The 12,079-nt window shown below is 74.7% G+C and carries 12 protein-coding genes; 9 read left to right on the top strand and 3 right to left on the bottom strand.

Annotated elements, in window-relative coordinates; genetic code table 11:
* Nucleotides 1–115 precede the first annotated feature (115 nt).
* Nucleotides 116–1,606, bottom strand: coding sequence for an MFS transporter (locus ACFWFR_RS12175; protein ID WP_377623137.1), 1,491 nt, complete (start codon nt 1,604–1,606; stop codon nt 116–118).
* 77 nt (nt 1,607–1,683) lie between these two features.
* Between ACFWFR_RS12175 and ACFWFR_RS12180 the strand changes: the two genes are divergently transcribed.
* The 6 genes from ACFWFR_RS12180 (at nt 1,684) to ACFWFR_RS12205 (ending at nt 7,708) form a co-directional block, all read left to right on the top strand.
* Nucleotides 1,684–2,391 (top strand): TetR/AcrR family transcriptional regulator, encoded by a 708-nt coding sequence (locus tag ACFWFR_RS12180; protein ID WP_225220357.1) that lies wholly within the window; start codon nt 1,684–1,686, stop codon nt 2,389–2,391.
* A 49-nt stretch (nt 2,392–2,440) separates the two neighbouring features.
* A complete protein-coding gene (gene truB / locus ACFWFR_RS12185) occupies nt 2,441–3,403 on the top strand; it encodes a tRNA pseudouridine(55) synthase TruB (RefSeq protein ID WP_191803883.1) in 963 nt (320 codons plus the stop codon).
* 149 nt (nt 3,404–3,552) lie between these two features.
* Complete coding sequence (locus tag ACFWFR_RS12190; protein ID WP_377623138.1) at nt 3,553–4,665, top strand: bifunctional riboflavin kinase/FAD synthetase; 1,113 nt, start codon at nt 3,553–3,555, stop codon at nt 4,663–4,665.
* Nucleotides 4,666–4,667: 2 nt separating this feature from the next.
* On the top strand, nt 4,668–5,363 hold the full coding sequence (locus ACFWFR_RS12195; protein WP_068627434.1) for an ABC transporter ATP-binding protein: 696 nt from the start codon (nt 4,668–4,670) through the stop codon (nt 5,361–5,363).
* A 10-nt stretch (nt 5,364–5,373) separates the two neighbouring features.
* Nucleotides 5,374–7,077: a DUF6297 family protein gene (locus ACFWFR_RS12200; protein ID WP_377623139.1), complete on the top strand. Its 1,704-nt coding sequence runs from the start codon at nt 5,374–5,376 to the stop codon at nt 7,075–7,077.
* Between the two features lie 100 nt (nt 7,078–7,177).
* Nucleotides 7,178–7,708 (top strand): flavodoxin family protein, encoded by a 531-nt coding sequence (locus ACFWFR_RS12205; protein ID WP_377623140.1) that lies wholly within the window; start codon nt 7,178–7,180, stop codon nt 7,706–7,708.
* 45 nt (nt 7,709–7,753) lie between these two features.
* On the opposite strand, the gene ACFWFR_RS12210 is transcribed toward ACFWFR_RS12205, so the two are convergent.
* Together ACFWFR_RS12210 and ACFWFR_RS12215 are read right to left on the bottom strand one after the other, a co-directional pair.
* Nucleotides 7,754–8,479, bottom strand: coding sequence for an ABC transporter ATP-binding protein (locus ACFWFR_RS12210; RefSeq protein ID WP_377623141.1), 726 nt, complete (start codon nt 8,477–8,479; stop codon nt 7,754–7,756).
* 83 nt (nt 8,480–8,562) lie between these two features.
* On the bottom strand, nt 8,563–9,672 hold the full coding sequence (locus tag ACFWFR_RS12215; protein ID WP_377623142.1) for an ABC transporter permease: 1,110 nt from the start codon (nt 9,670–9,672) through the stop codon (nt 8,563–8,565).
* 174 nt (nt 9,673–9,846) lie between these two features.
* Here ACFWFR_RS12215 and ACFWFR_RS12220 point away from each other — a divergent pair, with 174 nt between their 5' ends.
* The 3 genes from ACFWFR_RS12220 to ACFWFR_RS12230 all read left to right on the top strand — a co-directional run.
* Nucleotides 9,847–11,217 (top strand): sensor histidine kinase, encoded by a 1,371-nt coding sequence (locus ACFWFR_RS12220; protein ID WP_377623143.1) that lies wholly within the window; start codon nt 9,847–9,849, stop codon nt 11,215–11,217.
* A complete protein-coding gene (locus ACFWFR_RS12225) occupies nt 11,217–11,846 on the top strand; it encodes a LuxR C-terminal-related transcriptional regulator (protein ID WP_191803899.1) in 630 nt (209 codons plus the stop codon). Before ACFWFR_RS12220 ends, ACFWFR_RS12225 begins: the two co-directional genes overlap by 1 nt.
* A gap of 134 nt (nt 11,847–11,980) precedes the next feature.
* A partial coding sequence (locus ACFWFR_RS12230; RefSeq protein ID WP_377623144.1) for a 30S ribosomal protein S15 occupies nt 11,981–12,079 on the top strand: 99 nt, incomplete at its 3' end.

A 12,079-nucleotide genomic window follows, 5' to 3' on the forward strand; every position in this document is an offset into this window, starting at 1 on the left:
GTCCCCGCAGGGGACCGGCCGTTCCGCTGTCCGGCCTCCGGCTGGGCGTTGCCGGCGCCTGCGAAGGGCGTCCAGCCGTCCCCGCATCCCACCGGACCCGCCCCCGGCGGGCGACCTACGCCGTCGGGCGGGCGGAGCGGCGCGGCAGGAAGGTCGCGGCGACCGCGCCCACCCCCACGCTCGCGGCACCCACCCACAGCGCGGCCGGCAGCCCGGCCGTGAAGAGGTCGGGCGTGAGCGCTCCGCCCGCGGCCTGGAAGACCGCGACGAGGACCGCGACGCCCAGCGCGACACCCACCTCGCGGAGCGTCGAGTTGGTCGAGCTCGCGGTCGCGTTGTCGGACTCGTCCATGTCGACCAGGACGGCCGTCGCGCTCGGTGCGAACGTCAGACCCATGCCGATCCCCGCGAGCACGAACGCCGGGACGAGCTGCGCGTACGTCGCGCCCGACGAGACGACCGCGAGCCAGGCGAGCGCGAGCGTCTGGAGGGTCAGCCCGGTCACGAGGAGAGTCCGGATCCCGAGGCGCGGCGCGAGCATGCCTGCGACGGGGGCGACGAGCATGGGGGCCGCGGTCCACGGGAGCGTGCGGATCCCTGCCTCGAGCGGGGAGAGGCCCTCGGCGATCTGGAAGTACTGGATGAGCAGGAACACGGCGCCGAACATGCCGAGCGAGAACGCGAAGCCGGACACGTTCGCGACCGCGAAGCTGCGCGAACGGAACAGGCGCAGGGGGACCAGCGGCGAGCCGCCCCGGCGGGCCACTCGCTGCTCCCACGCGACGAAGGCCGCGAGCAGCAGGACCGAGCCGGCGAGGAGCGAGAGCACGACCGCTGACGTCCACCCGTCCTCGTTGCCCCGGATGATGCCCCAGACCCCTGCGAAGACACCGGTCCCTGCGAGCGCGAGGCCCACGAGGTCGATCGGACCGCGGCGGCCGAACGACTCGCGCAGCGCGACGAGCACGAGCGGGACCGCGACGAGAGCGACGGGCACGTTGATCCAGAAGATGGCCTCCCAGCGCATGCCCTCGACGACCGCGCCGCCCACGAGCGGCCCGAGCGCGACGCCCAGACCGGAGACGCCGCCCCAGATCCCGATCGCGAGCGACCGGCGGGCGCGGGGGACAGCATCGGCGATGAGCGCGAGGGACAGCGGCATGATCGCGGCGGCCCCTGCGCCCTGCACGGCGCGGGCCGCGATGAGCGCGGACGGGGTGTCGGCGAGCGCGCACGCGACCGACGCGAGCGTGAACACGGCGATCCCGACGACGAACACCCGGCGGCGGCCGAACCGGTCTCCGAGCGAGGCGGCCACGAGCATGAGCGTCGCGAAAGCGAGCGTGTAGGCGTTGACGAACCACTGGAGCTGTTCGACGCTCGGCCGCAGCGCGCGGGCGATCACGGGCAGGGCGCCGGTGACCACGAGGTTGTCGAGCGTGGCCATGAACATGGGCAGCGAGGCTGCGACCAGGACCAGCGCGAGAGGCCGACGGCGCCGCGCACCGGGGGTGCGTGCGTCGTCGATCGCGGTGGTGAGGTCCGCGGGGAGGGCGTCGTCGGTCGCGAGCGTGGGCGGTCGGTCGGGGGCGGCGGTCGTGGACATGAGGACTCCTCGAAAAGGTAAGCATCGGATGATTACTAGGATTCCGACGCTAGTAATCAACTGATAACCTTGTCAACATGGAGAGCGCACCGAGTTCCGCACGGGCCCAGGTCGCCGAGCCCGAGGCCTCGACGCGGCGGATGTCACGCGACGAGCGCCGCGAGCAGATCCTCGACGCCGCGACGGCGGTCTTCGCCGCGGGCGGCTACGCCGGGACGAGCACCGACCAGGTCGCCCGGGCCGCGGGCGTGTCCCAGCCCTACGTCGTGCGGATGTTCGGCACCAAGCACGAGCTGTTCGCCGAGGTCTTCGACCGGATCGGCCGCCGCATCGTGGCCGCGTTCTCCGCGGTGCCCGCGGGGCCCGCGGCCGGGGACGAGCTCGCCGCGACCTACGTCCGGCTGCTCGCCGACCGCAACCTCCTGCTCGTCATGATGCACGGCTTCGCGGCCGGCGCGGACCCCGTGTTCGGGGCGCGGTCACGCGAGTTCTTCGTCGAGGTCTTCGAGGTCTACGTGGACCGCACGGGCGGCACGCTCGACCAGGCGCGAGACTTCCTCGCCCAGGGCATGCTGCTCAACACGCTGCTCGCGATCGGCGCCCCCGAGCACTTCGGCGCGGACCCGCGTCTGGGCGAGCTCGTGCGGTGCGCGTTCGGCGACGCGCTCCCCGCGGTCGACCCGGCTGCCCGGCGGACCGGCGAGCGAGGGTCGGGAGAGCCGGGCGGACCCCACGCCGGAGACCCCGACCCCGCCGAGTCCCGCCCCGCCGCCTCCGGGCGCTGAGCCCCCGCCTCCCCACCACCCCGTTCCCGAGCACCGAGGACCCCTCCCGATGACGCACGACCAGAAGCCGGTGCGCGAGCGCCGCCCCACCGCCCCCGACGGTCTCGTGATCGTCGACAAGCCCCAGGGGCTCACGAGCCACGACGTGGTGGCGCGCCTGCGTCGTCTCGCCGGGACGCGCAAGGTGGGGCACGCGGGCACGCTCGACCCCATGGCCACGGGCGTCCTGGTCCTGGGGATCGGGCGCGCCACCAAGCTGCTGACCTACGTGGTGGGCGCGGACAAGGAGTACACCGCGACCATCCGGCTGGGCGCGGCCACGACCACGGACGACGCCGAGGGCGAGACCACCTCGCGCGCGGACGCCTCGGCCGTGACGCGCGAGGCGATCGACGCGGGGGTCGCGCTGCTGACCGGACCCATCGAGCAGGTACCGAGCTCGGTGTCCGCGATCAAGGTCGACGGGCAGCGCGCGTACGCGCTCGTCCGCTCGGGCGAACAGGTCGAGCTCAAGGCGCGGCCCGTGACGATCTCGCGCTTCGACGTCCACGAGGTCCGGCCGGTCGCGGCCGCGGAGCCGGGCGACCTTCCTGCGCTCGACGTGGACGTCACGGTCGTGTGCTCGTCGGGAACGTACATCCGTGCCCTCGCCCGCGACCTGGGTGCGGACCTCGGCGTCGGGGGACATCTCACGGCCCTGCGCCGCACGCGCGTGGGCGGCTACGCGATCGACGGGGCCTCGACGCTCTCCGAGCTCGAGGCTCAGGTCGAGCGCGACGGCGTGCTCGTGACCGTTCCGCTCGCCGACGCCGCCCGCGCCACGTTCCCGGTGCGCGACCTGACGCCCGAGGAGCGCAACGCGCTGTCCTACGGCAAGTGGGTCGACCCGTCGCCCCAGGACACCACGACGGCCGCGATCGGCGACGACGGGTCTCTCGTCGCGCTGCTCGAGAACGTGGTGCGCGAGGGCAAGCACAAGGCCAAGCCTGTGATCGTGTTCGCCCCGGCGTGAGCCCGGGCACGTCCGACGGGTGACCGTTCGCCGGTTCGATGGGGAACACCCGGGCGAGACGTGGCAATCTTGACCAGGCGCGCCGTGGGTGCGCGCCGTCGTCGGGCTTCCTGAGCAGGCCCGCCTCACACACATCTCGAGGAGTACGCGTGCACCTGTGGACGGACCTGGACCAGGTTCCGCCGGGATTCGGACCGTCGGTCGTGACGATCGGCAACTTCGACGGCGTCCACCGCGGCCATGCCGAGGTGCTCGGCCGCATCGTGTCCCTCGCCCGGGAGTCCGGCTCCCAGGCCGTGGCCGTGACGTTCCACCCGCACCCCGCGATGGTCCACCGACCCGAGCAGGCACCTGAGCTCCTGACCGGGATCGCCGACCGCCTGGAGCTCCTGGAGGCCACGGGGCTCGACGCCGTGCTGCTCGTCGAGTACACGCTCGACTTCGCACGGCAGAGCCCTGAGGAGTTCGTGCGGACCTACCTGGTCGACGGCCTGGGCGCGCGCACGGTCGTCGTCGGGCACGACGTACGGTTCGGGCGCGACAACGCGGGCAACCTCGCGACGATGATCGAGCTCGGCCGGACGCACGGCTTCGAGGTGCGCGCGATCGACGACGTCGGGACCGTCGGAGGGGAGCCCGGGCCCGCGAGCGCCTCCGGCGACGCCGCCTCGACGGCAGCGGACGCGGCGCCCAGCGGGCGCTGGTCCTCGACCGAGATCCGCGGCCTGCTCACGGACGGCAAGGTCCGCGAGGCCGCGGCGCTGCTCGGACGTCACCACCGCCTGCGCGGCGTGGTGATCCACGGCGACGCGCGCGGGCGCGAGCTCGGGTTCCCCACGGCCAACCTGGGCGCGATCAGCGGCATGGTCCCGGCCGACGGCGTCTACGCGGGTTGGCTGCGTCGTCCCCAGCTCCTCGCGGCGGACCCGGGGAACTGTGACGGCGTGCTGCCCGCGGCCATCTCGATCGGCACCAACCCCACGTTCGACGGCGTCGAGCGCCGCGTCGAGGCCTACGTCCTGGACCGCACCGACCTCGACCTGTACGACGAGGAGGTCGTCCTGGAGTTCGTCGAGCACCTGCGCCCCACGCTGCGCTTCGACGGGATCGACGCGCTCGTGGAGACCATGCACGACGACGTCGCGCGAGCCCGCGTGATCCTCGCCTCGGGCGCGAGGACGCCTGCGCGGACCTCCCCCGAGCCGAGCGGGCCAGGTGGACCGGGCGGCGTCGGCGCGTCCACGACCGGGGCGGGGGAGTAGCCGTGTCGGTCAAGAAGCAGCCCGTGCTCGAGACCCGTGCCCTGCGCGTCGGGTACGCCGAGGCACCCGTGTGCGCGCCCGTCGACCTGGCCGTCCGGCCGGGCGAGCTGTGGGCGATCATCGGGCCCAACGGCAGCGGCAAGTCGACGCTCCTGCGTGCGCTCCTGGGGGTGCTCGCGCCCCTGTCCGGCAAGGTCCTGGCGTTCGGGCGGGACGTGGACGAGCGCGAGCGCGACTTCCGCGCCAAGGTCGTCGGCATCCTCGACGACGACGCCTACTTCCCGGGGCTCACGGCGCGCGAGCACCTGGTGCTGACCGCGCGCGGTCATGGCGTGGCGGGTGCGGGGGAGGTCGTGGACCAGCTCCTCGACCGGTTCGGCCTCGCGGCGCAGTCCGGGGCCATGCCGACCGAGCTGTCCTCGGGGCAGCGGCGGCGCCTCCTGCTCGCGGCCGGGTTCGCCCGCCCCCGCGAGGTCCTCGTGCTCGACGAGCCCGAGCAGCGCCTCGACCCGGGCATGCGGGCCGACCTGGCCCGGATCCTGGTCGAGGAGGCCGGGCGCGGGGCCGCGGTCGTGTTCGCGACGCACGACCCTGAGCTGGTCGAACGCACCGGTGCGCGCGGGCTCCTGGTCGGCGACGACGAGTGCCTGCGCCTGGGGCACCAGGCCGCGCTCGACGCGCTCGCCCGGGTCCGTTGAGGAGCGGGCGATGAACGCGGCGCAGGGCAGGGGCAAGAAGCGCCCGCACGGCCCGACGAAGGGACCCCACGACGTGGCGGCCGCGGCGGCCGCGGCCGCCGCCCCGGGTGGCCCAGCGGCGCCCGGGCCGGTGGCGCCGGAACCCGAGATCGAGCGCGCTCCGTTGCCGCTGCTCGTCGCGGACCCGGACGAGGAGTTCTCCGGTCGGGAGATCCGGCGCCTGACCGCACGCGTCACGGCCTCGCGGGCCGACGCGGGCCCCGGGCAGCTCTTCGGGGACATCGCCTACGTCGTGGTGTCGATCGCCATCTCGATCGGCTTCGTGATCGGCGCGGCGAACGTGCTCCGCGAGACGATCTTCGTCGAGCCCGCAGGGGGCCGTGACGCGGTCCTGACGGCCGCCACGATCCAGGCGCTCGGCTCGGTCGCGCTCCTGGCGCTCATGACGGGCATGGCCGTGCGGCTCGGACCGCTCGGGACGGGCAGCGCGGGCGTGCGGTGGTGGGTGCCCATGCCCGTCGACCGGCGTGGCCTGCTCACCCCGTCGTACTGGCGCGGCGTCGCGGTGGCGCTCGTCGTGGGAGCGGGCGGGTTCGCGGTCGTCGCGCTGGCCTCGGGCGCCGACCCGGGCACAGCGGGGCGCAGCGCGGCCCTGGGCGCCGCGGCAGGTCTGCTGCTCGTGGGCCTCGCGGGGCTGATCCAGCCCCGGACGCCCGTCGCGGCCAGGGTAGCTCGCGTGAGCGACGTGGTGCTCGCGGCGGTCCCGGTCGCGGGCGTCGTGCTCGTCGCAGCCGGTTGGTCCGACCTGCGCGAGCTCAGGGTCCCCGCCTGGGTGATCGGCGCGATCGGGGTGGGTGCGCTCGCCCTCGTGGTCGTGTGGTGGCGCCGGCTCGAGGTGCTCGGGGCTCAGGTGCTGCGTGCGCAGAGCGCGGTGGCCGACCAGGCGGGCGGGGCGATCCTCTCGCTCGACACCCGCGAGCTGGGGCGCGCCCTGAGCCGGGCGGGCTCGACGCGCGGTGGCAAGGTCCGCAGGCCCACGCGATTCGGGCTCGTCCGGGGGCCGGTGTCGGCTCTCGTCGCGGCCGACCTCACGCTCCTGCGCCGCAGCCCGTCGGCGCTCGCTCAGCTCGTCGGCCTCACTGCCCTGGTGATCGTCGCCCAGCAGGTGCCCGCGTTCACCGGCGGGTTCGGGCTGTTCGTCCTGCTGGTCGTCGCGGGCTTCCGCGCCGCGCAGCTCGGCGCCGAGGGCGCGCGCACGGCCGAGATGGTGCCCGCGCTCGACGCGATGGTGCCCCTGTCCGCGCGCGACGCCCGGCTGGCGCGCGCCGTCGCTCCCTCCCTCACGGCGCTCGTGGCCCTCGTGGTCGGGACGGTGCCGCTCGTGCTGACCACGGGGGAGCCGCTCTGGTTCGCGCTCGTGGCCGTGGGCGCGGTCGGCATGGGGGCAGCCGCGGTCCGCGGCGCCTACCGCAAGCCGCCGAACTGGTCCGGCCCGCTCATGGCGACCCCCGCGGGTGCGCTGCCGACCGGCGCGACCTCGATGATCGCCCAGGGGCCCGACGCCGCCGTGCTGAGCGCGATCCCGCTCGGCATCTGCCTCCTCGTGGGTACGCCCACGCCGGCGCTCATCGTGTTCCAGGGGATCACGGTCTGGATCGCGCTTGCCGTGGCGTCGCACGTGCGGGCCACGGGGGCCAAGCCGCTGCTGGGCTGACCGGGCCGAACCGGGTCCAAGGACCCGTGCAGCCCGGACCAAAGGTCCTGGCGGTGGTGGTGCTCCGCGAGCAGCCTGGTGCTGACGACAGGAGCGAGCCATGGAAGCAGTCGTGATCTACGAGTCGATGTTCGGGAACACCGCCGAGATCGCACGGGTGGTGGCCGAGGGGCTGGCCGAGCAGGTGGACGTGCGGACGGTCGAGGTCTCCTCGACGCCGCCGGGCGACGACGTCCTCGGGGCCGACCTGATCGTCATCGGTGGCCCCACCCACGCGTTCGGCATGTCGCGGCTCGCCTCGCGCGAGGAGGCGGCGGGTCGACGGCCGGGCAGCCCGGTCGTCGAACGAGGCATCCGCGAGTGGCTCGACGCGCTCGCCGACGACGCCTCGGGGCGGTTCGGCGCGACGTTCGACACCCGCGTCAAGACCGTCAAGCACCTCCCGGGCAGCGCCGCCCGCGCCGCCGACCGGGTGGTCCGCCGCCGCGGGCTCTCACCCGCCGACTCACCGCACTCGTTCTACGTCGAGGGCATGGAGGGGCCGCTGTGCCCGGGTGAGGTCGAGCGGGCCCGCGAGTGGGGGCGCGAGCTCGGTCGGACGGCGTTGCTCGCGCGGCAGAGCACTTCCTGAGGCGCCCCTTCGGGCGGTAGGAGCGCGCACGGGACGCTGCCCTCCTCAGGCGCGCACGACCGCGGCCTCTCCCGCTCCCACGAGCCGCCCGTCCGCCAGGTGCACGCGTGCGTCGACCGTGTCGAGGGTCGCCTCGTCGTGGGTCACGACGATCGTCGCTGCGCCGGTCTCGCGGGTCAGGCGCGTGACGAGCTCGATGATCTGGACGCCGCGCGCGTGGTCGAGCGCCGACGTGGGCTCGTCGACCAGCAGCACCTCGGGGTGGTTCATGAGGGCGCGCGCGATGGCGACGCGCTGACGCTGACCGCCCGAGAGCTGGCCGGGCCGCTTGGCGGCGACGTCGCGGAGCCCGACGGCGTCGAGCAGCTCGAGCGCCCGGTCGCGGTGCGTCGAGGGCCGCTCGCCGCGCAGGTGGCTCATGAGCTCGAGGTTCTCGAGCGCCGTGAGCGACGCGATGAGCTGCGGCTGCTGGAACACGATCCCGATCCGGTCGCGCCGCAGCCGCGCCGCGTCCGCGGACACGGCCGAACCTGCCGACGGACCGCCGTCGGCGGGGGCGTTGACGACGTCGTCGCCGATGCGCACCTGGCCCGCGGTCGGGGTCGTGAGGGTCGCCGCGACCGCGAGGAGCGAGGACTTGCCCGAGCCCGACGGGCCGAGCACCGCGGTCGTGGTCCCGGCGGGGACGGTCAGGGAGACGTCGTCGACCGCGGTGACGGTCGACTCGCCGTCGGGGTAGACGAGGGTGATGTGGTCGAGGGTGAGGTCCATGGTGTGCCTTTCAGGAGCGAGAGCGATGGGGGCGTGGGCCGCGACCGGTGGGCGCGACGCAGCGGCCAGGAGCGGGGAGCGCCTCAGCGGGCCGCGAGCGCCGCGTGCGGGTCGATGCGCGTGATCCGGATGATCGCCGCGACGGCGCCGACGGTCCCGAGCACCACGAGGATGAGCGCGGGCAGGAGCGTCGTGGCGGGGGAGACGACGACGGGCATGACCTGGGCCGCGAGGGCTCCGGCCCCGGCGGCGAGCGCGGTCCCGACGCCGACGCCGAGCACGAGCAGGACGAGCGCCTGGCCGATCGCGTCGCGCAGCAGGTAGGAGGTCGAGGCGCCGAGCGCCTTGAGCACCGCGACGTCGCCGGCCCGGTTGATGGTCCAGACCGTGAAGAACGCGCCCACGACGAGGGCCGAGATCGCGAGCAGGAAGCCCTGCATCATGGTGAGCGACATGTTCTCGGCCGAGAACGAGCTGACCGCGGCGCGTGCACCCATGGGCGAGAGGGTCGCGGTGCCGGTCTCGTCCGCCGCGGCGGCGAGCGCGGAGTCGCTCGGGTCCCCGGTGATCGCGACGACGGTGGCGACCTCGTCGCCCGACGCTCCGCCGCCGCGGGCGCCGACGGCCTGCCAGTCGGACAGGTCCATCCAGACGACGGGCGTGTGCGAGAAGTCGGCCTGGGTGTCGAGCACACCGGCGACGGTCAGGGTCAGCGAGCCCAGGGCGACCTCGTCGCCCTCCTGGGCGCCCAGGTCGTCGGCCGCGCCGCTCGAGAGCAGCACGGTGCCGGGGGCGGCCTCGGCGCCGTCGGGCACGAGGCCCGAGCCTGCGCGCGAGCCGAACGCGGTGACGGCTGCGGTGGTCCCGGCCTCGCCGTCCGCACCCGCGGTGACCGACGCGCGCGTCGTGGCGATGCCCAGGGGCTCGGCCGCGTCGACGCCGTCGACCGCGGCGAACGCGTCCCACTGCGTGGCGTCGACCTGGGACTCGGTGAACGAGGGCTTGGCGTCGCCGGTCACGGTGAACGCGAGCTGGTCGACCGGGAGGTCGGTGATGCCCGACGTGCTCGCGCGGGCCAGGCCCGCGGTCAGCGACGCGAGGAACCCGACGAGGAACGTGATGAGGACGATGACGGTGGACATGAGGACGAAGCGTCCCCGGGCGAAGCGCAGGTCGCGCAGCGCGACGAACATCAAGAGCCTCCGGTGGTTGGCGTGGAATCGATCTGCGTCCAGCCTCCCGCCGGAGCGCCCCGCGCGGATCGGGCCCGTGGACGGTCTCTGGTGGCCGCAGGGTGGGGCCGAGGATCAACCTTTCGATGGATCGCTCGCGGCACGTCGCGCCCGCCGCGTGGCTAGGGTGGCGATGTGAAGCCTCGCGCCGTGATCTCCGCAGCCCTCGGGCTCCAGGTCGCGCTCGACGTGCTCCTCGTGGCCCTCGTGGGGCTCGCGGTCGGCTCGCGCTGGGCCGAGGCCCTGAGCGCCGGGGGGCTGGACGCCGGGGCGTGGGGCGCGCTCGCGTGCGGCCTGGCGCTCCTGGCCGTCTACGGCGTGGGGCGCTCGCGGATCAACGTGCGGGACACCGCGGTCGACGCCCCGCGCGGCGCCTGGTGGCCCACGGGCGCCTGGGTCGCCGCGCTGATCGTGGGGTGGGCGCTCCTGCTGCTCCTGACCCCGGTCGCGCTGTGGATCGCGTTCCCCCTGATGTTCCTCGAGATGCACGTGCTCGGTCCGCGCCGCGGGATCCTGGCCGTTGCCGCGACCACGGTGTGCGCGATCGGCGGCGCGATCCTGGGGGGGCAGCAGCTCGTGGGCTCGATCCTCGGCCCGACGTTCGGCGGCCTCGTCGCGATCGCCGTCGTGCTCGGCTTCGAGACGATCGTGCGCGAGTCGCAGGGGCGCCAGGAGCTCATCGACGACCTGGTCCGCACGCGCGCGGACCTCGCGGCCTCCGAGCGTGAGGCCGCGGTCGCGACCGAGCGCGAACGCCTCGCGCGCGAGATCCACGACACGCTCGCGCAGGGCTTCTCGTCGATCGAGCTGCTGCTGCGCGCCGCGGACGCCTCGCTCGAGGAGGTCGTGGCGCCGGGGGCGTTCGCCCCGGGAGCCCCCGGCCCGACGGCGGCACGCGCCGCCCGCGGCTACGTCACCCAGTCGCGGCTCGCCGCGCAGCAGAACCTGGCCGAGGCGAGACGCTTCGTGCGCGACCTGGCACCGGCCGACCTCGAGTCCGCGACCCTCGTGGGCGCGCTCGAACGGGTCGCCGACCGCACGGCGCTCGCCGCCGGGGGAGGGCTGACCGTCACGGTCGAGGCCTCGGGGCAGGCTCGTCCGCTGCCCGTGCCCGTCGAGACCGCGCTGCTGCGCATCGCCCAGTCGGCGCTCGCGAACGTCGTGCAGCACGCGGGGGCGTCGCGGGCCGCGGTCACCCTCAGCTTCCTCGGTGACGCCGTGGCGCTCGACGTGGTCGACGACGGCCGAGGGTTCGACCCGCGGCAGGTGGTCGCCGGTCGGGCCGGTGCGGTGCCGGGCCTGTCACGGGAGATGCGCTCCGTCGTCGGGCAGACCGACGGGGAACCCGGCGCCGCCGACGAGACCCCCGCGCCCCGCTCGGGCTTCGGCCTGACGGCGATGCGCTCGCGCGTCGCCGAGCTCGGCGGGACCTTCTCGCTCGAGTCCTCGCCCGGCGAGGGGACCGCGCTCGCGGTCCACCTGCCGCTCGACCCCCAGGAGGACTGATGACCGTCCGCGTCGTGCTGACCGACGACCATCCCGTGGTCCGCGCGGGCCTGCGGGCCGTCGTCGACGCCGAGGGAGACATGGAGGTCGTCGACGAGCTCGCCACGGCCGAGGAGCTCGTGCGCCGCGTGAGAGCGGGGCTCGAGGCCGACGTCGTGCTGCTCGACCTGCGCTTCGGCGACGGGCGCATGGGCGGTGCGCAGGCCGCGCGCGAGGTCGTCCGCCTGGGCGGGCCGCCCGTGCTGATCCTCACGACCTACGACTCCGACCAGGAGATCCTCGCCGCGATCGAGGCCGGTGCCACGGGGTACCTGCTCAAGGACGCCCCGACCGACGAGCTGACCGCCGCGATCCGCGCGGCCGCGGCCGGGCAGGTCGCGCTCGGGCCCAGCGTCCAGCGGCGCCTCCTCGGGCGCATGCGGGCCCCCGGGGTCTCGCTCTCTCTGCGCGAGCTCGAGGTGCTCGGGCTCGTGGCCCAGGGACTGTCCAACGACGAGGTCGCGCGCGAGCTCTTCCTGTCGAAGGCGACCGTCAAGTCGCACCTGGTGCACGTGTACGAGAAGCTGGGCGTCGACTCGCGCACGGCCGCCGTGGCCGAGGCGCGACGGCAGGGCCTGCTGCGCGACTGAGCCCGGGACCGTCTCCGAGCCAACCCTGCTAGACTATGGGCGCCGTCAGAACGGCCGCGGAGGCTGGTCAGCCTGCCGAAGAGCCCAGGGATCTAGCCCTGAGGCGCCGCGCAACGAACACTACAAGGAGAGCCGTGCCCCTCGACACTGCCACCAAGCAGCGCATCATGACCGAGTACGCCACGAGCGAGGGCGACACCGGCTCGCCCGAGGTCCAGGTCGCGATGCTGACC

Source organism: Oerskovia sp. NPDC060287, assembly GCF_042726775.1.
Lineage (GTDB): Bacteria > Actinomycetota > Actinomycetes > Actinomycetales > Cellulomonadaceae > Oerskovia > Oerskovia merdavium.

Bases quoted from the DNA above. Each gene is read 5' to 3' on its own strand.
- ACFWFR_RS12175 (WP_377623137.1), bottom strand. From the start codon at position 1,606: ATGTCCACGACCGCCGCCCCCGACCGACCGCCCACGCTCGCGACCGAC.
- ACFWFR_RS12180 (WP_225220357.1), top strand. From the start codon at position 1,684: ATGGAGAGCGCACCGAGTTCCGCACGGGCCCAGGTCGCCGAGCCCGAG.
- truB (WP_191803883.1), top strand. From the start codon at position 2,441: ATGACGCACGACCAGAAGCCGGTGCGCGAGCGCCGCCCCACCGCCCCC.
- ACFWFR_RS12200 (WP_377623139.1), top strand. From the start codon at position 5,374: ATGAACGCGGCGCAGGGCAGGGGCAAGAAGCGCCCGCACGGCCCGACG.
- ACFWFR_RS12205 (WP_377623140.1), top strand. From the start codon at position 7,178: ATGGAAGCAGTCGTGATCTACGAGTCGATGTTCGGGAACACCGCCGAG.
- ACFWFR_RS12210 (WP_377623141.1), bottom strand. From the start codon at position 8,479: ATGGACCTCACCCTCGACCACATCACCCTCGTCTACCCCGACGGCGAG.
- ACFWFR_RS12215 (WP_377623142.1), bottom strand. From the start codon at position 9,672: ATGTTCGTCGCGCTGCGCGACCTGCGCTTCGCCCGGGGACGCTTCGTC.
- ACFWFR_RS12225 (WP_191803899.1), top strand. From the start codon at position 11,217: ATGACCGTCCGCGTCGTGCTGACCGACGACCATCCCGTGGTCCGCGCG.